The organism is Alteromonas sp. KUL106, from assembly GCF_009811415.1.
Classification (GTDB): Bacteria; Pseudomonadota; Gammaproteobacteria; order Enterobacterales; family Alteromonadaceae; genus Alteromonas.
In genome coordinates this window covers 20,703-43,845 of sequence record NZ_BLIG01000032.1, presented here as the reverse complement: position 1 = coordinate 43,845, position 23,143 = coordinate 20,703, and the positions used below count along the sequence as shown (strand labels likewise).

The window sequence follows — 23,143 nt, the reverse complement described above, 5'->3', positions numbered from 1 at the left end:
TATATAATTTGATAAGCCCTACACCAAGTTGCCATATAATTTAAAAATATTGCGCCATATATAGAACATATAAAATCATTACGTACCATATATAGAACAAATTAATAGTCATCAGATTTGACTAGTCCATTTTCGTGCACTATATATAGCTCATTAACCATTTAAATGTTCTATATGCGACTCAAATGCCAAAATCTATAGTCAGAAGTTACTCCAGTTACACCGAAGAAGCGCTAACATTGTTGGCGAAGCTCATTCGAGCCTCAAGACTCGAGAAAAAGATGAGCGCGCAGGAGGTGGCAGACCGAGCAGGTATTTCCAGAGGGATGCTTTCCCGCATAGAAAAGGCAGATCCTAAATGCGAAATAGGAGCAACTTTTGAGGTAGCCAGAATCGTCGGTGTAACATTATTTGAGGCAGAACCTAGCCGACTGACTATGCAGGTCAGGCAAATTGAAGAAAAGCTGTCACTGCTGCCTAAAAGTGCACGAAAAACGAAGATGGAAGTGATAGATGACTTCTAAACAGGAATATAAAGAAGCATTCGTCTGGATTTGGTTGCCCGAGGAGACCAAGCCTGTCGTGGCAGGTCGTCTCGCTCCTGATGGCGATAATTTGATCTTCAACTACGGTAAAAGTTACTTAGAGAGAGTAAAGGATGCAGTACCTATCTATGAACCTGAACTCCCCCTGCGTCCAGGTTCACTCTCGTTATTAGACGGGCTCAGTGTGCCCGGCTGTATCCGTGACAGTGCGCCAGATGCATGGGGCAGACGTGTTATTATTAACCGACGTCTCGGGTGTAAAGGTGATGATATCGATACAACTCAGCTAGATGAGCTGACCTATCTTCTGGAGTCTGGGTCTGACCGCATTGGTGCACTAGATTTTCAGCTTTCTCCTACCGAATACGTGCCACGCTCTGCGATGAATGTCTCCATGGAGGAGCTAGCAAAATCGGCAGAACGCGTTGAAAAAGGCGTACCGCTAACGCCCGAACTAGACCAAGCCCTGTTTCACGGAAGTTCAATTGGTGGCGCACGCCCTAAAGCCCTGATTGAAGAGGACGGAACAAAATACATCGCAAAGTTTTCTGCCAGTAATGATATCTACAGTGTCGTAAAGGCTGAATACATCGCCATGCGATTAGCCAAACTGGCTGGACTTGATGTGGCGCCGGTCAAACTAACCAAAGCCGCGAATAAAGACGTACTGCTAGTAAAAAGGTTTGATCGTGTAGCTTCAGAGAAAGGCTGGGAAAGAAAATCTATTGTGTCAGCACTTACCCTATTTGCACTGGATGACATGATGGCGCGGTATGCCAGCTATGAGACACTGGCAGAAATCATTCGACACAGATTTACTAGACCGAAAGAGACACTTCGGGAACTGTTTGGCCGCCTGACCTTTAATATTCTTTGCGGCAATACAGACGATCATGCTCGCAATCATGCAGCGTTTTGGAATGGCCACACACTAACGTTAACACCGGCCTATGATGTATGCCCTCAGGGGCGTACCGGAAACGAAGCGTCTCAGGCCATGCTAATTGCAGGTAGCAATAAAATGAGCCAACTCGCAACTTGCCTTCAAACCGCGCATAACTTTCTGCTATCGCAGGAGGAAGCGAAGGCTATTTTTGAACATCAAATTCAGATAATTAAAGCTAACTTTGATACCGTCTGTGCCGAAGCTGAACTGTCTGAAATCGATAAGCGGTTGTTTTGGCGGCGGCAGTTTTTAAACCCTTACTCAATAACACAATAGCACCCAGCGTCGCTATTTCCCGTTAAGCGCGGCGGGGTGGCTGTGCTGTTGGTTTAGACCAGCCGCTGAGTAGCGCTTTTATAACAAGTTGTAGTTGTCGTACCCAAAGTCTCACAATATTGCTTACATACAGCGAGACAAATGTGAAATAAGCACTAAAAGTAACGATTATCGAGAATAGTTCAATGATAGTTAAACGCTAAAATCAGACTTACAATCGCATTAGCTAAATAAAACTCTTACACTTTGCAGTAGTATTAACGTGAGCTTTACAATTCAAGAGTGCGGCAGTTTACGCTAACTCATGTACTCTGATGTAGACACAAAATAAATAATAAGCGGTTGGAAACACAATTATGATAACGACAAAGAAACGTTTACTGGCCATCACGCTAGTAAGTGCCTTGGGTTTAGGTGTTGCACCTACTTTATACGCCCAAAACGACAGTGAAGAAAAAACAGAATCTGACATTGAAAAGTGGGACGTAAATAACCCACCTTATGCCCTTAATGAAGTCACGATCAAAACCAATGAGACGACCTGGTCTAGCTTAGACATAGCACCTAACGGCGAGTTTATGGTTTTTGACATGCTCGGTGACCTATACAAAGTTAGTATGAAGGGTGGCGACGCGACGCCACTTACGCAAGACTTCGCATGGAATATCCATCCTTCCATATCTCCGGACGGAAAGCACATCGCGTTTATCTCGGATAAAGACGGGTTAAGCAACGTATGGGTTATGGACATTGATGGCAGTAATCTTCGTCAAATAACCAAAGAGAAAAGCAATCTTATTCACTCGCCTAAATGGAGCCCAGACGGTGAATACTTAGTCGTCACCAAAGGCATTATGTCTAGCCGCAGTATTCCTGCAGGCGAGATTTGGATGTATCACAAATCGGGTGGCGACGGCCTTCAAATCAAAGCACGTAACAGCGGAAAACGCGACCAGCAAAACATTGCCGACCCTGTATTTTCTCACGACGGAAAGTACATTTACTTCACCGAAAATACGGTTCCAGGCGCCCGTTTTGAATATAACCGTGATCCGTTAGAAGGCATTTTTGCTATTACTCGCTACGACCGCGAAACCGGCGAAGAGAGCCGCTATATCAGCGGTACCGGCGGCGCTGTAGTCCCTACCCCTTCTCCTGACGGCAAGCACATTGCGTTTATTCGTCGCGTTAAAGATAGAACCGCACTTTTCATCAAAGATATAAAAACAGGTGTGGAAACACCGCTGACGTTGGAATTAGAGCGTGATATGCAGGAAGGCTTTGGTTCGGAAGGCTACTTTGCCTACTTCGACTGGATGCCTGACAGCAGCAAAATCGTATATTGGACAGGCGGTAAATTCCACACCATCGACGTAAAAGATAAAATCACTAGCACAATGGACGTAACCGTTGAAGGTACCGTGAAATTCGCAGATGCCCTTCGCTTTGACGTTGATGTGGCACCAGATGAATTTGACGTACGCATGATTCGCTGGTCTCAGATGTCACCCAACGGTAAAACCGTGCTCTTCCAAGCCCTTGGTAAACTTTATGTGCGCGATGTGAAGTCAGGCAAAATTAAACGTTTAACTAAACAAAACGATCACGACGAATACTATCCGCGCTTTTCTAACGACGGCAAGTCGATTGTGTATACCACATGGAACGACCAAGATTTAGGCACCGTTCGCGTGGTTTCTGCCCGCGGTGGTAAAGGAAAAATCATTACCCAGCAGCCTGGCCACTACATTGAACCGTCGTTTTCTGCCGATGGCGAGAAGGTGGTTTTCCGCAAGTTTACGGGCGGTTATTTGCTAGACCCCAAATATTCGGTTGAGCCAGGTATTTACGTAGCTGACCTTGAAGAAGATACGGTAGAAAAAGTGACCGAAGGCGGCTACAACGCGCATTTCGCGGGTAGCGATGACCGGGTGTATTTCACCGAGTCAGCGGGCGGTGAAGCCTATTATGAAACGCAACTTTCCAGCGTGAATCTTAAAGGCAACGACAAGCGAACTCACCTTTATGGCGCAGATAAAGTAAGTGAGTACAAGCTTTCTCACAATAAGAAGTGGGTTGCGTTTGTTTACCAGTTCAAAACTTACGTGGCGCCTTTTGTTGAAAATGGCAAGCGTATTACTATTGGTCCGAATATGACCTCGTTACCAGTTACGCAGCTTTCAAGCCGCGCGGGTGAGTACCTCACGTGGTCGCCTGACAACAAAACCTTAAGTTGGTTTAATGGCCCCACGCTATTTAGCCGTTCACTGGATGAAGCTTTTGCCTTTGTTGATGGTGCCGCTGAAACTTTGCCTGAGCCGGTAGCTGAAGGGATGGACTTGTCGTTTACGACGAAAGCTGACAAGCCATCTGGATACAAAGCCTTGGTTGGCGGCAAAGTGGTAACCATGCGCGATGCTGACAATACACAAGAAGTGATTGAAGATGGTGTTGTACTCATCAAAGACAACCGCATTGAAGCGGTTGGCAAACGTGGCGAAGTGACCATTCCTGATGACGCCATGCAGATAGACACCTCGGGTAAAACCATCATTCCTGGGCTTGTTGATGCCCACGCACACGGCTCGCAGGGCCGCAACGAGATTATCCCTCAGCAAAACTGGAGTCAGTACTCGAATGTGTCGTTCGGTGTAACAACTATTCACGACCCATCAAACGACACGACAGAAATTTTTGCTGCGGCTGAATTGCAACGCAAAGGCGATATTGTTGCACCGCGTATCTATTCCACCGGCACCATCTTATACGGTGCAGAAGGGCTAGGCTACAAAGCCATTATCAACAATTATGAAGACGCCTACTTCCACGTCGAGCGATTGAAAGAAGCCGGTGCTATTTCAGTGAAAAGCTACAATCAGCCCCGTCGTGATCAGCGCCAACAGGTCCTTTGGGCGGCAAAAAATCAAGAGATGATGGTGGTCCCTGAAGGGGGCGGTAAGCTTCAGCAGAATCTGACTATGCTGGTAGATGGCCACACGGGTCTTGAGCACAGCATTCCTGTTGAAAAAGGCTACAGCGACGTCACTCAGCTATGGAAAGCTACTGAGTTTGGCTATACACCGACCTTCGTTGTGTCGTACGGCGGCATGATGGGTGAAGAATACTGGTACGATAAAACAGAAGTGTGGAAGAACCCCCGCCTTCTTCGTTATACCCCATCGACTATTCTAGACAGCCGCGCCATTCGCCGACCTACTGCACCAGAAAATCAGTACAACCACCAGAACGTAGCAAGCTACGCCAAAACGCTTCGAGACAATGGGGTCAGTGTACATATTGGTGCTCACGGCCAGCGTGAAGGTTTAGCCGCTCACTGGGAGTTGTGGATCATGGAACAAGGCGGCTTCACGCCTTGGGAAGCGCTACGCGGCGGTACTATTGATGGTGCGAAACACCTAGGTATGGGTAAAGATATTGGCAGTATCGAGGAAGGTAAGCTTGCTGACCTAGTCGTGATTGATGGCGACGTACTGAGCGACATTAGAAAGAGTGAATTCGTCGAATACACTGTACTAAATGGACGCGTATACGAGTCGGCTACCATGAATGAAGTGGGCAGCAAAGAAAAGCGCAAGCCGTTCTTCTTTGAACAAGACAATGCGACCTTTATGCCGCAGCAAACAGCAGATGATGTGGAAGCGAAAGCACACCACTATCATTGGGCGCATTAGTTAATTAATGCTATGACATCAAAAAGCCGATAAGCCGATAAGCCGATAAGCCGATAAAAGATTGAGTTTTATCGGCTTTTTATTTTATTGCTTTTATTTAAATTAAAATCTGTGTTTTGTCTTGGCTAAAAGGATGCTATATATAAAAAAAGGAGCGAGGTATTACATATGTCTCAAAATATCGCAATTAAAAGGACTTAATGGCCATGCCGAACTATCTGCCCTTTGCTATATTACTTTGTGTATTTTCGATAACGTCTGTTTTCGCACAATCAAGCGTCACTCCTACCTATTATAAAGACTGCTCCATACTCGACTTCGGTGAACAAGATATGTCGACTATGACGGAAGCGGAAAAAATACAAGCGCTAGATGACTCTCTTTTCGGCGCATTAAATCAAAGCGAAGAATGCATGAACGCCGCCGCTCAATCGAGTGCACAAAGCGTTGCGAATGCAGCTGGACAAGGCGCAGGCTCTGGAAATTCATCGCCTACCGCATCTTCTGGCGCGGGTGCTGGGCAAGCTAATTCGCAAAGCAGTACAGAATCTCAAGATTCATCAACGAATACACAAACTACGACATCAAGCTCTGATCCTTCCAAACAATCCGTTGGCGGACAAGCGAAAGGTGGTAGTTCAGCGGTATGTGGCGCCGTAATTGCCGGTTTACAAGGAGCAAAAGATGAGGCTGAAAAGGCTCACTTCCAAGCATTAAAAGAGCAATACGGCTGCTAATAAACTCAGAGGAAGGAAAGGAAATGTCTTCATTTAAACCAAAGGCCCTGTTTACAGTGGTCGCAACGGCATCGTTTATACTTTTAGGTGGCTGTGGTTCAACGCAAACGAATGTGTCCAGCGTTGGTCCATCTATGGTAGGTCCTAGCGTTGGCCAGCCTTTAGGTGCACAGAGAAATAGCTATAACTACAACTCAGAAATTTACATGGATGTCGCTGTTCCCGTTTTCGATCCTGGCTTTCCTACCGATCGTGATGGCTCTATCGATTACGACGAAATAGAAGAAGAAGGCATCTGGCCACAAGTTCGCCGATTAGAAGCGAACCGTTTTGCCATTGCTACCAAAGAAGCGTTAGGCGAAACCAAATCGTTTGGCAGCATCAATGTGACGCCTGACGCGTCTGCACTTGCCGACGTGTACGTTCTTGGAAAGATCAATTACTCAGATACCGAAACGGTAGAAATTGGCGTAAAAGTCATGGACGCCAAAAACACCGTATGGGGCGAAGAAGAATTTGAATACCGTGTCAGTGAAGGCTGGTACCGCGATGCAATGTCTCGTGGAGAAAACCCGAATGGCCCAGTGTTCGAGCAAATTGCTAAATTTGTTTATGACCTGCTGATTAAGAAGTCAGAGGCTTACAAGCAAGAAGTACAGATGGTATCTGATTTACGCTACGCGCAAATGTATAGCCCAGAATCGTTTAGCCAGTACCTATCTCAGAACCGAAAAGGCGAGATTGAGCTTGTTAGTGCACCTTCTGAAAGCGACCCAATGCTTCGTCGCATACGCGCCATTCAAGCAAAAGACGAGCAGTTTATTGACAGCCTTCAAGAAACCTACGATTCATTCTGGGTGACGACAGAAGCGCCTTATAGAAAATACCAGAAAGAAACGCTACCTGAAGCCAAGAAAATCCGGGAACTTGAAGCTGAGCGCACTACCAAACAGGTAACCGCTGGTTTGTTTGCAGTGGCTTCTGTGCTGTTAGGCTCTAACTCTAGCTCTACCGTTGGTCAAGTGGCCGCTGCTGGTGCTGGTATTGCCGCTATTGGTTCACTTAGCCAAGCAATACAAACCAATAAAGAACTTCACGCCCAACGTGACTTGTTTGACGAAATGGGGCAAAACCTTGATATTCAAGTTGCTGATCAAATTGTTGAAATTGACAACCAGCGCATCGAACTACAAGGCACCGCTGCCGAACAGTACTACCAGCTGCGATCTCGCCTTAAAGATATATATGAAATGGAATCAACACCAATGACTGCGCTTTAAGCGTAGTCATTTTTTTAATGTTGATTCAATATTGAGTTCCACCGCCATTTCATTTCACGTGAAGATAAGAAAACAAAGGACTACGCATGCCAAGCGTTGAACAGCAAATCGAGCAAAGCAGAGCCAAGAAAAAAACGATCATTAAAAAGACAATGCTGGGCTTCGCGGTAGTGCTGTTTGTTGGTATGGCAAGCGCCGTCCTTATCGCTTATATGCCAAGCGCTTCACCAGACGTTGATCTAGCCGTTGATGAATCAGAAGCGTTACGTCAGCCATCTAAAAGCCCTACTTCCCCCCTGCTTAGTCCAGAAGAACGAAAGGCACTTCAAATGGCGCTAAGTGATAGCAAACAACGGGTGAGCGAGCTTGCGCAGCGGGTTACACATTCAAAAGAATTTTCAGAAAAAGTAAACCTTGTTGACGATGCGTTAAACGACGCGTTTAACAACTACAGCGCATCTAACTATGGCGAGGTTGAAAGCGCCTTAGCACAAATCAATGCGTCTGTTGCAACTATAAGCCTTGATTACGAAAACGCCTATACCGCCCCTTACGAAAGTGCGCTCCTTGCTTTTAAGAACGATGATATTTCGGGGGCTTTTAACTCAAACAGACTGTCGCTTACAACGAACCCGGATTTCGACAAAGCCAAGGTATTGCAGCAGCGTATCGATGTGTATAACGACGTGCAGGACGCTTATGAACAGGCACGCGTTGGCCGTGTTGAAAATAACATACAAAAACAGCGCGATGCCTACGCAAAGATCGTCTCGCTTGACCCATTTCGAGAAGACGCCAAGCAAGCGCTAGATGCAATTGAGCGTCAACTGCTTGATAGCCGATTTAACACTTTACTTGCCAAAGCCAACAAAGCTATCGATGTTCGTGATTTCAGCGCAGCAACACAACATATCAATGAGGCTAAAACTCTCAAATCTTCAAGTAGCGAGCTCACTATCATCAGCAGAAAATTAGCCTCTTTGATCGCCGGTAGTGAACAGCAAAAAATTGAAAACCAAGTCACTCTTTTTGCGGACGCAGATGAATGGAAAACCGTTCAGCTTTTGGCAAGTAAAGGCCTTACTTCTTTTTCGACCAGCCCGACATTGCTTAAAGCAAAACAAGACGCCGATGCAATTATAAATGCGAGCAAGCGGATAGACGCTTATCAACAAAAACCTGAACGATTGTCCGATGACAATATAAGAAATCTAGCCCAGCAAGATATCGAACAGGCTCGCAACTATGCCGATAGAAGCGCCAAGTTACGTGCACAAATTACTTCGCTAGAGCAGATTATCGATGACATTAATCAGCCTCGCCCTGTCACTATTACGTCTGACAACGACACCTACATCAAGGTGCTTGGGGTTGGACTTGTTGGTGAAACCAAAAGTAAAACCATTCAACTTAAACCGGGGACATATCGACTTGAAGGAAGTCGCGAGGGTTACCGCTCTGTGATTAAAGAAATTATTGTATCACCATCAGCTAACAACCTGACAGTGCATGTTGAATGTACTGAAAAAGTATAAGGATCTATCTAGTGAGCAGTATTGATGACGCCATTGCTAAAGGAAAAAAACGTAGAAAAGGCGTAGCTATCGCTTCACTCATAGGTCTGGCTGCTGTACTTGTAATTTATTTTAGCTGGCTGTTTCTTACTAAAGGTTATGCCTTTGCTGTTGCTCCAGAAAGAGCCGCGACAGCGCCGCAATTTGCGGTTACCAGTGGCAACGCTCTGTTTATCGGCGATAAATTATACGTTTTTGGCAGTGACGCAGAAATACAGGTAGCAGCGCCTAAATATCAAACTGCAAGTGTTGTCATTGACGATACGTCGCCAAGTACCGTCAAGGTGACACTTACGCCACTGCCAGCCGAACTCACAGCATCAACCATTCCCTCGCTCGACGGCATTACATGGTATTTGAATGAAGAGAAGATGTCGGTATCACGCACGTTTACCACAGCGCTGAGTCAGGGTAGCTATACGGTTCGCGCCAGCCATCCGCACTTTCAGACGGGTGAGGTAACGTTTGACGCTGACATCGCGCAAATTATTGAAAAAGAGATATCCTTGTCTGCGCTTAAAGGCGCGATCACGATAAATTCTACTCCCTCTGGCGCGTCTGTTTCTCTCGACGGAAAGGATATAGGTCTCACACCGCTTACCTATAATGCGGAGGGTGGGAAGTACGCGATTGTGGTAACAAAAGCAGGCTTGGAACCTCTGAAGGATATGATTGAAGTGACTAATCAGCGTCTTTCACCGTCTCGAAACTACAATCTTCAACCGCTACAAGCGCAGCTATCTGTATCCACCACCCCCCAAGGCGGCGTGCTTACCGTAAACAATCAACCGGTTGACAATAACGCCCGTGTCGATGCCAACACACAACATACAGTTAAATACGAAAGGACAGGGTTCATTTCGCAAAGCAAGCAAATCACCTTAGCACCTGGTGAAAACAGAACGCTAACGTTTAGCCTTAGCAAAGAACTCGGCCAAGTGGATATAACGGCATCACTGAATGCAAAGGTGTCCATTAACGGCGCACCTCAGGGCCAAACGCCGTTAAGTTTGAGTCTTCAAGCCTTGCCACATGCGGTTACCTTTGAGCGCGACGGTTATCGCAGCGTAACAAAAACAATAACACCTAGCGCGAAACGCCCGGTGAACGTGCATGCAGACATGCTCACTGAATTTGAAGCCCGACGCCGTGAAGGTAAACCTCTTTTCGCAACTACGCTGGGTATTCAACTAACGCTGATAACGCCAAAATCTTTTACCATGGGTTCTCCAGCCAACGAAAAAGATCGTCAACGCAATGAAGTGCAAAGAGACGTGTCGTTTTCTCGCAAGTTCTGGGTATCCAAGCATGAAGTAACACAGGCCCAGTTTGCCGCTTTCACCGGAAAAGGGGGAGGTAGCGCACTGCCGGTCACCAATATTTCTTGGAGTGAAGCCGCTGCATTCACAAACTGGTTAAGTCAAAAAGAAGGTTTGACGCCATTTTACGTTATTCAAAATGGACGTGTGACAGGTGTTGACGCTACTTCAAAAGGATACCGCCTGCCCACTGAAGCTGAGTGGGAGTTTGTCGCCAAATTGAACCGCCGCGCGTCGCCAACAACATTTGTGTGGGGTAACCAGTATAGTCTACGAGACAAGCAGGGAAACTTCGCCGACGCCTCACTCAATGGCAAGCAAACCTTTATATTAAAAGACTATGATGATGGATTTGCTGGCAAAGCCCCGGTGGGGTCTTTTAAAGCCGAACGCGGCGACTTCTATGATTTAGATGGCAATGTGCGTGAGTGGGTTCACGATACTTACGATGTTGCACTGTCGGCCCAATCTGGGAGCTACACCGATTATTTAGGCCCTGTGGGTCAGGGTAAACATGTGGTAAAAGGCGCATCTTACCAAACTGGCAGGCTTAAAAATATTCGCGCAAGTGTACGTAGTGGTGAATCTGCGCCAGCTGACGACATAGGCTTTCGCATAGCGAGATACGAGAACTAATATGAAAAAGAAACTATTAATCATTGCTGTGCTTTTAGGCATAGCGGGAACAGCCAGCGCATACTTTGTATCGCTAGATTCGCCACAAGACTTCCCGACCAATATTTAGGTATCAAGGACCGAGCATGCGTAAAGAGAATACATTGTCAATGAACCCCAGCTTTCTTGTAAGCGGTGGGGTATTTCTGTTTATTTTCGCCTTGGTGCATTTTCTATTCGCAGGCGTTATTCGCCCCGCTGCAGAGAAAGTCATGGCGACAGCGGGGACTGCGTCCCTTTCTTCTATTTGGGTTATTCTCAAAGATGTTGAGCAGCAAGTCTGTCTATCACTCATGTTGTTCTGTATTTTTTTGATGGTTTACAAGCTTTGGAAGCTCCTCGATGAAGAGGAAATCTATTCACGTGATCTCTTACCTGAACATAACAAAGATACGCCACTTGATGTAGACAAAGCACTCAATGAGCTCTCATCGTCGTCATACAGCGATACACCAGCCTATAGCACGTGGATTAACTGTATTAGGCGTTTTAAAAATACACAAAATGTACAGCATGCCGCCGACGCTATTCATGCATCGGTAGAAAACATTGCGGCGCAATTGGAAAGTGGTAACAACGTGATCCGCTACATTATCTGGGCAATCCCCTCTATTGGTTTCGTCGGCACCGTTCGAGGCATAGGCGCAGCGTTGGCCCAGGCAGATGCCGCGTTAGATGGCGACATTGCCGGTATGACCGCCTCGCTAGGTGTTGCCTTTAATTCAACGTTAGTGGCGCTTTTCATCTCGCTGATTTTGATGTTGCTAATGCATCTTTTAAATGGCCGTCAGGACAAAATGGTTATTCGCACTCAAGAGTCGTGCGAACATCACTTACTGTCACACCTTCACAATTAATTAGGCGATATTCCAATGCCTAAAGTGCGTAAAGCCGAAGACGGATTCAACCTAGCCTTTTTGGATGTGATGGCCTGTGGTCTTGGCGCGGTCATTTTGATTTTTATTCTGGTCGATTTTAAAGCTTTCACGCCTACGCCAACAGAAGAGAAAGAAAAATTAGAACAAGAACTCGCGGCAGCAGAGCAAGAACAGCAGAAGCTTAAAAAGTCGATTGACGAAATAAATGACAAAATTGCACTTGAGTCAGCAAAGCAAGATGACGCTCAACAAGCCCGAGCAGATAGTACTCAAGACCAGTCGAAGCTGCTTCAAGATATGTCTACCGAAATGGCGGTAGTGGCAGATCTAGAGAATCAACTTGCAGCACTGTCGAAAGAAGTAGAAAAGTCAGCCAATATCCAAATGCAAGGTACGGGCGAGCAAAACTATATCACCGGCATGAAAATAGAAGGCGCTGAAATAGGCCTCCTTATCGACAAAAGCGCGTCAATGATGGGCGACAACTTGTTGGATATTCTAGGCAAGCTGGCATTAAGTGACGGACAAAAAGTCTCAACACCCAAGTGGGTGCGCACAAAACGTGTTGCGCAGTGGATGTTAGCTCGCGTGCCGTTAGAGTCAAAAGTTACCATGGTGGCGTTCTCAGATACAGCCAAAACCTTGGGCCTTCGCGACGTAAACAGCGCGAAAGTGAGCGGTTCGATGAACGCAATGGTTAAGGACCTTGGCGGCATAGTGCCAAACGGCGGTACAAACCTCCAAGAAGGCTTAACCATTTTATTTAAGGCTAACCCAAATATTACCGACGTGTATATCGTCACCGATGGCTTGCCCACGCTTGGCGATGGATTGCCACTAAGCTGTAAAAATTTCATTAGTAGCAAAAAGTCAATCTCATCTGATTGCCGTAAGACCCTATTTGTTGAAACCGTCAAACGGGCTAAAAAAGGCGTGCACTACAACGTGATTTTGCTGCCGATAGAAGGCGATCCGTTTGCATCTCCGATGTACTGGGAATGGACCCGTGCAACCAGCGGCACTTTCCTTTCACCTGCTCCGGAGTGGCCATAGTGAGAATGAAACCGTGAGGAAAATTCAGCGTGCCCCTGTTGAGGTATTCAACATTGCCTTTCTTGACATCATTTCTTGTGCCTTTGGTGCGGTAGTGATGCTTGTACTGCTGGCCAAAAACGGTACCGAGGATACCGAGCGCGGTCCAAGTAATGTGAGCGTATTGATCGATCAGGTATTACAAGCTCAAGTTGACGTTGAAACGCTTAAAGGAGCCCTGTCGGATAAGCAGCAAGAACTCCAAGCTGCGCAGAGTAAAACCGCGTCAGTCACAGAGAAAAAAGACAACTTAGAGGCTTCGATACCCCGGGCGCAACAAACGATTAATCAGATGAAGGATAAAGCGTCGTCTCTGCGCCGAGAAATACGTCAAGCTACGGCCATGTTAAACACGCCCAACCCCACAGATACCCCTGATGATGATGTAGGCGGTATTCCCACCGACGCTGAATATGTCATTTTCGCTATCGATAATTCAGGGTCCATGTCTTCAGGTAGCGGATGGAATCGCGTAATCACAGTGGTTAACGACATCTTAAAGAATCACCCCAAAATGAAGGGGTTTCAAATTATGTCCGCCGACGGCAGCTTTATGTTTTCAAGTAAAGCAGGTCAATGGTTAGATGACAGAAAAACCATGCGAGATACGGCAATGAGCCAAATGAAAAGCTTTAAAGGCGGGGCAAGTCAGCCAGAAGCGGGAATTTTAAAAGCCATAAAACTGTATAAAAATACCAAGGGCCGTGTAAGCCTTTACGTATTTGGTGATGATTATCAAAGGACTAACTTAGACCAAATTGTTGGCCAAATTACGCAAGCTAACCAAGGCACTAACGGGCAGCCCGTGATTCGAATTCACGGTGTTGGGTTTAGCCGCAGTAACGGCAATGCGCAGCGCTTTAGTGCCTTTATGCAGGCGGTAGCAAAACGCAACCGCGGCGCTTTTATCGGCCAATACTTCTAACTCTGATTGACCGATAAAAGAGACCGCCGCCTATGTTTTATCGGTTTCTTCCGTACTGCTCGTGAGACGATACCCAATCTGATGAGCTAATAGCAGAAGCCAGCGATATCTCACCAGCTAGCACTACTGACGCAACGATTTCCGCGAATTTATACACGCGGTCACGACCGTAACAATCGAGAAGCTCTAGACACTCCCGCTGGGTGCCGATACCGGTGCCACCACCATAGGTCGCAACGATAAGCGAAGGAATGGTGATAGAAACGTACAAGTCTCCGTCTTCCGTTAACTCTGAATACATGATTGCTGCCGACGATTCAGACACGTTTGCCACGTCCTGTCCTGTGGCAATGAACATAGCCGTTATACCGTTTGGTGAATGAAGGCCCGTATTATTGACACCAGACAAGAACGACCCGACACCGGCAACACGACCGTGGTAGTCAATTTGTTTAGGCTCTACGCGCATTACCTCTAACAAATGTTCCCGCTTAATTGTGGCTTCGGCAGTAACCCGCTTACCGCGAGTGCGCATAATGTTTATCTGTGACGCTTTCTTATCCGTAGCAAAGTTAGACTCGAGATAGAAGTTTTCTATCCCTTCATAATGGTCCAGTATCCACCCACAAGCGGCGAAAGTCGCTCGCCCAACCATGTTCTGACCCGCAGCGTCTCCCGTCTTGAAGTTAAAGCGCAAAAATGCAAATTTGTTAGACAGGAAATTATCGATGTATGTCAGATTAGCAATACTCGACGTGGCTTCAGCCTCTTCCTTTATCTTGTCAAAATTCTTTTTGACCCACTTGACGAAGTCTCTTGCGCCTCGAGCATCTTTAAATATGAATACCGGTGCGCGCTGCATAGCGTCGTCAACCACCGTTGCTGTTACACCGCCACTCATGTTGAGGAGTTTCATGCCGCGGTTATAGGAAGCTACCAGCGTTCCTTCTGTAGTCGCCAACGGCACTACAAATTCACCTTGCGCATGTTCACCGTTTATTTTTAGGGGCCCTGCAATACCGATGGGCACTTGGGCAACGCCGATAAAGTGCTCGATATTCCCTTGTAGAGCCTGGGGATCGATGGAGTACTTACCTACATGGTCAATCTTCTTGCCCGTGGCGCTTTCGAAATATTCTTGGCGTGTTTTTATAATGCTCTCACCGTAGTCATCCAAGTCATCACGAGGGATAGAGGCGCTGCGCTGCCCTGGCGCAGTAATATTATCTTCTACTTCAAATTTGAGTTTGCCAAAAGGAGATGCAGAAAAACAAATACCCAGTTTGCGCTTTTCAGGACAAGGAGCCTCGTCAATGTCTAAATGCACAGTAATGGTTTGACGCAAACCAAAGGGTTCACCACCAGATTTGTTTAGCGCGTCCATTGATATACAGGTATCGGCGGTAAGCTGAAGAGATATTTTGTCTTCTGGAATTTTTTCCCCATCAAGAGATATCCAATTCAATTCTTTGATGGTTGCGTCTTTTAATCTGTTCTTCAGAGAAAACGATAGGCCTTTTTCTGTCTTGGTTAGACTCGCGCGCGTGTAGAGTTGTTTTAAAAGTATGCTGGGCACAAACATGAGGCTTCCTTCTGTGTATTTTTATCGTGTTATTTTCATATTTCTTCGTTTTTTATAGCACATTCTTTATACAGATCTATGACTTCTTTTTATTTGCGTGCTAATTATTTGCGTCAAATCAATCTCTAAAATTGAGCCAAGCACTTTTAAAAATGCGCCAAGCATCAATGAACCCTGTGTACTTAAAATATAGACCTCTCAAGAAATTCATCAACTTACCTATCCCTCTAAAGTGAAAACCGTCACCGCAGTAGTGTTGACCACCAAGTATCTGGCAGTACGACAAAGGAGGCATCAAGGATTGCGATGCCATGGATGAACAGCCGGTAGGGAAGCGGCAGCCAGATACGCTATGTGTGGAACGTGAAAGGGATTTTCACAAACACAACAACATATAAGCACAGCCTCAATACAAGGAACGAAGATGAGAACAGGACTATTTCGAAAAGAAGCCGTGGATGAACAGTCGAACACACTCGACGGCAGTTTCTTAATGACCCCTAAACCTGTTTATTCGACAGTCGCACTGTTGCTTATTGTGTGGATAGCAGCATTGGTTATTTACCTTAACATGGGGAGCTATGCTAGGAAGGCATCTGTGATTGGATGGTTAGAGCCGAGCCATGGCGTATTTAAGCTCTACGCCGACACACGGCAAGGAAAAGTCATTGATGTGCTAGTCCATGACGGAGAGCATGTTGAGAAAGGCACGCCTTTGATCACCATTGATTATAGTAATAGTGATGCTTCAGGTAATCGTGTGAGCACCCAACTGCTTAAAGAGCTTGAAGCTAAGCGAGAACGAACGCTAGAAAATATCACCCGGCTTCGCGCCCTTCACATCGCACAAGTCGAGAGTTTGAACGATCAGCTATCACAGGCTGAGCGCACACTCGACGATTTGAACGCCATCGTCAAGCTATCTGAAACACACTGGAACATGGCTGTAAAGCAATGGGAAGTTGCACAGGCGCTCTTGAACCAAGGCCATTTGAGTCGCGCTGATGTTGAAAACCAAACGCTGCAGCGTTTAACCGCAGAACAACAGCTTACACTGGCTAAAAAAGACCGACGAATAGAACGGGCCAATATTAAGAATTTACATCATGACATTGCGACACTACCTAAGCGTCAGGCAAACGAACTGGCGGATTTAGAGAACGCACTGAGCGATCTTCAACAACAAATTGTTAACCACAACAGCCATGCGGAAGAAACCATTTATGCGCCTCGTAGCGGACGAGTATCAGGCCTTTATGTTAAAGCTGGCTATACCGTTGATAGTACGCGCCCCTTACTAACTTTGCTTCCTGTCAATACGGACATCCACGCTCGTATCGCCGTGCCGGTGCGCTCAGCTGGCTTTTTGCACGAGGGGCAAGCCCTGCACATCCGCTATGACGCTTTTCCCTATCAGAAGTTTGGTGTGCAGTCTGGGGAAATTACCAACATCTCACCTTCATTAGTCTTGCCGGGCGAACTTGTCGACGTGCCGATTTCAATTAGCGAACCCGCCTATTTAGTGACCGCGACGTTAAGTACAAAAGAAATTATGGCTTACGGCAACCGTATCTCGCTCAAAGCCGGTATGACTTTCTCTGCCGACGTACATTTAAGCCAGCGCACCCTAATGGAATGGTTAATGGAACCGCTTTATAGCATTACAGGGAAGCTTTAATCATGATGAGTATGACACACCCTCTTTCTACGCAATTTCTTCAACCCACAAAGCGTGTTCCGGTTATTTTACAAAGCGAAGCAGCGGAATGTGGACTCGCTTGTATGGCCATGATTGCCCAATATTATTCTGATAAGCGAGATCTTAATGCCTTGCGCCAAACCATGTCTGTATCGCTGAGAGGCACAACCCTAAAAGATGTTATGCGTATTGCGAGTACCTTAGGCTTTCAAACCCGCGCAATTAAAATAGAAATGGCGCATCTTGCGCAATTATCCTGCCCTGCGGTCTTGCACTGGAGTATGAATCACTTTGTGGTGTTAACAAAAGTGAAAGGGAAAACCATCACCATCCACGATCCCGCGCTTGGACAAAGGACACTCACTGTTGAAGAAGCTTCAAGATACATCACGGGTATTGCACTAGAAGTCTCACCAAGCGATACATTTAGCCCCAAAAAGTCTACGCCTCGCCTTGGTCTGACACAGTTTTTCTCGCGCGCGATAGGTTTCAAACGCAATCTTCTTACCCTTTTCGCATTGTCGATAGTGTTGCAACTCTTTGCACTTGCAGCACCTTACTATATGCAAACGGTGGTCGATGACGTATTAATTTACAACAACGATGCGTTACTCAAGGCACTCGCCATGGGTTTTGCTCTACTCTTAGTGGTAGAAACCTTTACCAGCGGCATTCGAAAATTGGTTATTTTATCGGTGTCTTCTCGCCTTCAACTTCAGATGTCGGCATCGGTATTTAAGCACTTACTCTCACTTCCCTTAGATTACTTTGATAAGCGCCACATTGGCGATGTGGTGTCTCGGTTTGGGTCGCTAGCAAGCATTAGAGAGTTCTTAACGACTGGCGTGGTTACCGCACTGCTCGATGGGCTCATGGCCGTGATCACGCTGGCTGTAATGATGCTGTACTCGATAAAACTCACCCTTGTGGTCGTCGCCATCATGCTGGTGTATTTATCTATTCGACTGGGCCTGTTGCCCTTAATCAAGCGGCTTACAACAGAACGTATCGCACTTTCCGCTTCAGAACAAAGTCACTTTATGGAGAGCGTCAGGGCAATATTGCCTATTCGAGTCTACGGGCAAGAAGTGCAGCGCCACGGTCACTGGCAGAACAAGCTGGTTGCTACGTTAAATAAAGATATAACCCTGGGTAAGATTAATATAGGCAGCACGCTTTCCAACCAGCTTTTATTTGGCGCTGAGAACTTGGTGGTTGTCTACATCGGCGCGAGTCTCGTCATGGAAAGCACACTTTCAATCGGTATGTTGCTCGCTTTTATAGCCTATAAAACTCGCTTCGTGAGCGCGCTTGACGGGGTAGTTAACAAAGTGATTGAGCTCAATATGCTAGGCGTCCATTTCACTCGCCTCAGCGATATATTGCTAACGCCTGCTCAAGTAACGCCAAATACACGTTTGGTATTGAACAACAATCCCTCACATAGCGATTCTGAAACGCTCCCAACCGATACCCTATCAAACCATATCGCACTTAACGCCCAATCCCTTGGCTATCGATACAGTGAGTCGAGTGAGTGGGTATTTAAACAGATCAATCTTTCAATCAACGCAGGCGATATCGTGGCGATTATTGGTGAAAGTGGCTGCGGAAAAAGTACATTATTAAAGTGCTTAATGGGCCTTTACCCGCTATCAAAAGGCAGCGTTACCTACCCGAACGCGCAACATCCTGTCATCGCGTCAGTGCTACAAGAAGACGCTTGCCTGAGCGGCACCATAGCCCAGAACATTTGCTGCTTTGAACAACCGGCTGATGTCCAAAAAATGGTTCACGTTGCCCATCTTGCATGTATTCACGAGGACATCATGAAACTGCCTATGCAATACCACTCGTTGGTGGGGGACATGGGCAGCAGTTTAAGCGGCGGTCAAAAGCAGCGATTACTCCTCGCCAGAGCACTTTATCAAAACCCTGACATTCTTTTTCTAGATGAAGCTAGCAGCCATTTAGATACCGCTAATGAAGCACGAATAAATCATCACCTTCAATCTTTAAATATGACAAGAATTGTTGTGGCTCATCGTCCACAGTCAATCGCCATGGCAGACAAGGTTTATCGTCTGGTAGACGGCGTATTACACCCCTGCTCTCCCGCTGACGTAATTGGGACGCAATATCAGGTAAAAACGGAGAAATCTAATGAAAAACCATGAAATAAATGAACCCGCGGTATTGATAACAGCCGCTGAACGTTTGCAGATAGATACCCATGGTATTACCGCCTATGGCAGCGTGATCCCAATTAACTGTCTATCTAAACGAGAACGGCAAGTCGCGCACAAAATTATGGAAGGCTGCTCTAATAAAATCATCGCCTCAGAGCTATTTATTAGCGAAAGGACAGTGAAATTTCACTGCGCCAACATCTATAAAAAGCTCAATATATCAAATCGTTCTGCGCTTATCGCAGGCTGCTTTAGAACCCTTTACCAAGAGGCGATATCACTTTAGGTGAAATTGTCTTGTCACTCAACACGCCACTACATGGAGCGTAAACTATGAAAAATCACCCACATCAACCTAGCAACAAACACAATAAGAACGTACCCCCTGTTCAACTTGCCGAAGCCCAGCTTTTTGAGGTGTCTGGGGGCGTACGAGCACGATTGATTGAAACCCCACCGGCGATCGTTCCCGAGCCTAAAGAGCCTGTGTATATCACATTGGCTATTGGCGAGGGCGGCGGCAAACTGCCTGACATATTGTCCTAACCCCAGACACCAATGAATCCCGCAACAACACATGTATGCACGGAGGATCTATGTGCATGCACGTGTTGTTTTTATCATTCGTCATTGATTATGTTTACACAAACAAGGAGCACGGATGCACGTCGCATTATTAGGAAGTGAACAAGACCCCCAAATTCAGCATATAGCACAAGCGCTACGTCAAATTGCCATACCTTTTTATATCGCCAATACACGCTACTTTGGCATTTCCTGGACCATCAGTTATGACCCCGATTTTGATGACGGACTCATTCATTTCAGTTCATCGTCGCTATGTGACCAGCCTAGAGTGACCTTTTCAAATACCAAAGCCGCTTACTGGCATGAATACCTGCCCGGATTTTCACGAGACAATAAAAGTGAATCTGGGGGAAAGGAAGAAGAAGCGCAAGGTCGGCGCGCGAGTGTACTCGTAAATGACGGTTGGGTTGAACAGGAACGCGCCAGCACTTTGCTTTGCTGGTTCAGTTATGCTGACATTAAGTGGGTCAACCCTATCGACGCTGTCCGAAGCCACCAGTGCAAACCTTATCAATCGCGTATTGCTGGTAAACTAGGCGCACATATTCCCTACACCTTTGTAGGCAATGCGCCCGAAGTCGCCACGCAGTTTTGCAGTAATATGCGCGAGGTTATCTATAAGCCTGTACGCGGCGGAAGAACTGCACAATTTGTAAATAAACAACCCAATATGCGCCCTTTACTCAACAACTTACTCAGTGAACGCCCTGTTACCTTTCAAAAATATATTGCGGGTGTAAACATACGAAGCTATGTGCTGGGCAATGACGTACTCAGCGTACAAATTGACTCAAGTGAATTGGATTACAGGAACGACGACAACGCCAGTGTGTCAGTAACCCTAGTTCCCAGAGACGTTCAGCAGTTAGCTGTCAAAATATGTAAAGCATTAGGTATGCACTGGTGCGCGATAGACTGGCGCAAAAGTGCGAAAGGAAAGTACTTTTTTTTAGAGGCCAACCCCAGCCCTTATTTTTTGAAAGTAGAAAACGATACTGGCTTGGATATTACAGAAAAGTTGGTAGCACTGCTGGTGAGGACTTGACTGACAGCTGATATGAGGACTTTGTATGCGATAAATAATAAAGCCTCCCTTTGAATTGGATAACCCAACTATTTTCGGGAGGCCTCAACCTAGCGGTAAATTAAAGGATAAAGCGCGACAGATCTTCGTTATCCACCAAAGTCTCTAAGTGGCTATTAACGTAGTCTGCATCAATCACGAACGACTCTCCACTCTTCTCTGAAGCGTCGAACGAGATGTCTTCCATAAGACGCTCAAGCACGGTGTGCAAGCGGCGGGCACCAATGTTTTCAGTGCGCTCATTCACCTGCCATGCTGCTTCGGCAATACGTTGAATACCAGAATCATCGAACGTAATATCCACGCCTTCTGTCTTCATTAACGCTATGTACTGGTGCGTTAACGACGCATTCGGCTCGGTAAGAATACGTTTAAAGTCACCGACTTTAAGGGCAGAAAGCTCAACGCGAATAGGCAAACGGCCCTGAAGCTCTGGAATAAGGTCCGAAGGCTTGCTCATTTGGAATGCGCCCGAAGCAATAAACAAGATATGGTCAGTTTTAACCATGCCGTGTTTTGTCGATACCGTTGAACCTTCGACTAGCGGAAGCAGGTCACGCTGAACACCTTCGCGAGATACATCAGCTGACGAATTACCTTCGCGCTTACAAATTTTATCAATTTCATCGATGAACACGATACCGTGCTGCTCAACCGACTCAAGCGCTTTTTCCTTCAAATCTTCTTGATTCACAAGGCGCGCCGCCTCTTCTTCTATCAGCATTTTGAAGGCATCTTTAATTTTCAGCTTTTTCTTTTTCTTTTGCGAACCCGACAAGTTCTGGAACATGCCTTGAAGCTGGTTGGTCATCTCTTCCATACCTGGAGGCGCCATAATTTCTACGCCCACCTGCGGAAGTGCTACATCAATTTCAATCTCTTTGTCGTCCAAATCGCCCTGACGAAGCTTTTTACGAAATGCCTGACGCGTGCCGCGATCTTCAACGTTTTCTTTATTGCCCCACGCATCTTCTGGTGGAGGCAATAAAACGTCTAAAATTCGCTCTTCCGCTGCTTCTTCTGCACGGAATTTCACCTTCTTCATTTCGTTTTCTTTCGTCATCTTTACCGCAATATCGGCAAGATCGCGAATGATCGTCTCTACTTCTTTACCTACATAACCCACTTCGGTGAATTTTGTCGCTTCAACCTTAATAAACGGCGCGTTAGCGAGTTTTGCTAAACGGCGAGCAATTTCAGTTTTACCCACACCCGTTGGGCCAATCATCAAAATATTTTTTGGCGTAACTTCTTGGCGCAGCTCTGGTTCAAGTTGCATTCGACGCCAGCGGTTTCGAAGTGCAATAGACACAGCGCGCTTAGCGTCTTGTTGACCGATAATATGGCGGTCTAACTCGTGAACAATTTCTCTTGGTGTCATTTCAGACATGAATAAACCCTTTTCTAACAGGGCTTGTTGTACTCGTATTAAAATGAGCGACAGCAAGCCGATAACAGCATTCAGCTATTACTTAGTAATCTAGTACATCAACCGTTTGGCTATGGTTAGTGAATACGCAAATATCACCTGCAATGGTCAATGCTTTTTCCGCGATCTCTTTTGCACTTAGCTCTGTATTTTCAAGTAATGCAGTAGCTGCGGCTTGTGCGTAGTTACCACCTGAACCAATAGCAATAAGATCTTGTTCAGGTTGCACAACATCGCCGTTACCGGTGATGATAAACGATGCAGTTTCGTCTGCTACGGCAAGCAGAGCCTCTAATTTGCGAAGCGCCCTGTCAGTTCGCCAGTCTTTCGCAAGTTCTACCGCCGCCTTGGTTAAATGGCCTTGGTGAGCTTCAAGCTTTGCTTCAAAGCGTTCAAACAGCGTGAATGCGTCGGCTGTGCCACCAGCAAAGCCCGCTAAAATCTTGTCGTGGTATAAACGGCGCACTTTGCGCGCATTACCTTTCATTACGGTGTTGCCCAGTGATACCTGCCCGTCACCGGCCATTACCACTTGATTCCCACGTCGTACAGATACAATCGTTGTCACGTTAATTCCCCGTTTAGCTGGGCGCTACTGCGTTTTTCGTCTAGCAAAGGCAGCAGCATTCAAAT

The 23,143-nt window shown here is 46.3% G+C and carries 18 protein-coding genes; 15 read left to right on the top strand and 3 right to left on the bottom strand.

Annotated features, from left to right (window positions below; all coding sequences use genetic code 11):
* Positions 1–185: 185 nt before the first annotated feature.
* The 10 genes from GVO63_RS11890 to GVO63_RS11845 all read left to right on the top strand — a co-directional run bounded on the left by GVO63_RS11890 (position 186) and on the right by GVO63_RS11845 (position 13,939).
* The gene (locus tag GVO63_RS11890; RefSeq protein ID WP_159492925.1) at positions 186–524 is read left to right on the top strand and encodes a helix-turn-helix transcriptional regulator; all 339 of its coding nucleotides are present in this window, start codon (positions 186–188) and stop codon (positions 522–524) included.
* On the top strand, positions 514–1,767 hold the full coding sequence (locus GVO63_RS11885) for a type II toxin-antitoxin system HipA family toxin (protein WP_159580090.1): 1,254 nt from the start codon (positions 514–516) through the stop codon (positions 1,765–1,767). Before GVO63_RS11890 ends, GVO63_RS11885 begins: the two co-directional genes overlap by 11 nt.
* 356 nt (positions 1,768–2,123) lie before the next feature.
* Entirely contained in the window at positions 2,124–5,459 is a 3,336-nt protein-coding gene (locus tag GVO63_RS11880; RefSeq protein ID WP_159580088.1) for an amidohydrolase family protein, read from the top strand.
* A 206-nt stretch (positions 5,460–5,665) separates the two neighbouring features.
* Complete coding sequence (locus GVO63_RS11875; protein ID WP_159580086.1) at positions 5,666–6,196, top strand: hypothetical protein; 531 nt, start codon at positions 5,666–5,668, stop codon at positions 6,194–6,196.
* Between the two features lie 23 nt (positions 6,197–6,219).
* On the top strand, positions 6,220–7,476 hold the full coding sequence (locus tag GVO63_RS11870) for a hypothetical protein (protein WP_159492922.1): 1,257 nt from the start codon (positions 6,220–6,222) through the stop codon (positions 7,474–7,476).
* Between the two features lie 86 nt (positions 7,477–7,562).
* Positions 7,563–9,011 carry a hypothetical protein gene (locus GVO63_RS11865; RefSeq protein WP_159580084.1) on the top strand — a complete coding sequence of 483 codons (1,449 nt, stop codon included), beginning with the start codon at positions 7,563–7,565 and terminating at the stop codon, positions 9,009–9,011.
* A gap of 11 nt (positions 9,012–9,022) precedes the next feature.
* Complete coding sequence (locus tag GVO63_RS11860) at positions 9,023–11,005, top strand: SUMF1/EgtB/PvdO family nonheme iron enzyme (protein WP_159580082.1); 1,983 nt, start codon at positions 9,023–9,025, stop codon at positions 11,003–11,005.
* Positions 11,006–11,130: 125 nt separating this feature from the next.
* Positions 11,131–11,901 carry a MotA/TolQ/ExbB proton channel family protein gene (locus GVO63_RS11855; RefSeq protein WP_159580080.1) on the top strand — a complete coding sequence of 257 codons (771 nt, stop codon included), beginning with the start codon at positions 11,131–11,133 and terminating at the stop codon, positions 11,899–11,901.
* A gap of 15 nt (positions 11,902–11,916) precedes the next feature.
* Positions 11,917–12,975 carry a vWA domain-containing protein gene (locus GVO63_RS11850; RefSeq protein WP_159580078.1) on the top strand — a complete coding sequence of 353 codons (1,059 nt, stop codon included), beginning with the start codon at positions 11,917–11,919 and terminating at the stop codon, positions 12,973–12,975.
* Positions 12,976–12,988: 13 nt separating this feature from the next.
* Complete coding sequence (locus GVO63_RS11845) at positions 12,989–13,939, top strand: VWA domain-containing protein (protein WP_159580076.1); 951 nt, start codon at positions 12,989–12,991, stop codon at positions 13,937–13,939.
* A 37-nt stretch (positions 13,940–13,976) separates the two neighbouring features.
* Here the strand turns inward: GVO63_RS11845 and GVO63_RS11840 are convergent, their stop codons facing one another.
* Positions 13,977–15,521, bottom strand: coding sequence for a hydroxymethylglutaryl-CoA reductase (locus GVO63_RS11840; protein WP_159492916.1), 1,545 nt, complete (start codon positions 15,519–15,521; stop codon positions 13,977–13,979).
* 424 nt (positions 15,522–15,945) lie between these two features.
* Here GVO63_RS11840 and GVO63_RS11835 point away from each other — a divergent pair, with 424 nt between their 5' ends.
* From GVO63_RS11835 to GVO63_RS11815, 5 genes are all read left to right on the top strand, one after another.
* Complete coding sequence (locus GVO63_RS11835; RefSeq protein WP_159580074.1) at positions 15,946–17,199, top strand: HlyD family secretion protein; 1,254 nt, start codon at positions 15,946–15,948, stop codon at positions 17,197–17,199.
* 2 nt (positions 17,200–17,201) lie between these two features.
* Positions 17,202–19,397 carry a peptidase domain-containing ABC transporter gene (locus tag GVO63_RS11830; RefSeq protein WP_159580072.1) on the top strand — a complete coding sequence of 732 codons (2,196 nt, stop codon included), beginning with the start codon at positions 17,202–17,204 and terminating at the stop codon, positions 19,395–19,397.
* The gene (locus GVO63_RS11825) at positions 19,384–19,695 is read left to right on the top strand and encodes a helix-turn-helix transcriptional regulator (protein ID WP_159492913.1); all 312 of its coding nucleotides are present in this window, start codon (positions 19,384–19,386) and stop codon (positions 19,693–19,695) included. Before GVO63_RS11830 ends, GVO63_RS11825 begins: the two co-directional genes overlap by 14 nt.
* A 47-nt stretch (positions 19,696–19,742) precedes the next feature.
* A complete protein-coding gene (locus GVO63_RS11820; protein WP_159580070.1) occupies positions 19,743–19,955 on the top strand; it encodes a hypothetical protein in 213 nt (70 codons plus the stop codon).
* Positions 19,956–20,070: 115 nt separating this feature from the next.
* Positions 20,071–21,042 (top strand): RimK family alpha-L-glutamate ligase, encoded by a 972-nt coding sequence (locus tag GVO63_RS11815; protein ID WP_159580068.1) that lies wholly within the window; start codon positions 20,071–20,073, stop codon positions 21,040–21,042.
* A gap of 100 nt (positions 21,043–21,142) precedes the next feature.
* Here the strand turns inward: GVO63_RS11815 and hslU are convergent, their stop codons facing one another.
* Positions 21,143–22,471 (bottom strand): HslU--HslV peptidase ATPase subunit, encoded by a 1,329-nt coding sequence (hslU, locus tag GVO63_RS11810; protein ID WP_159492910.1) that lies wholly within the window; start codon positions 22,469–22,471, stop codon positions 21,143–21,145.
* A gap of 82 nt (positions 22,472–22,553) precedes the next feature.
* Entirely contained in the window at positions 22,554–23,078 is a 525-nt protein-coding gene (hslV, locus tag GVO63_RS11805; protein ID WP_014950969.1) for an ATP-dependent protease subunit HslV, read from the bottom strand.
* Positions 23,079–23,143 lie beyond the last annotated feature (65 nt).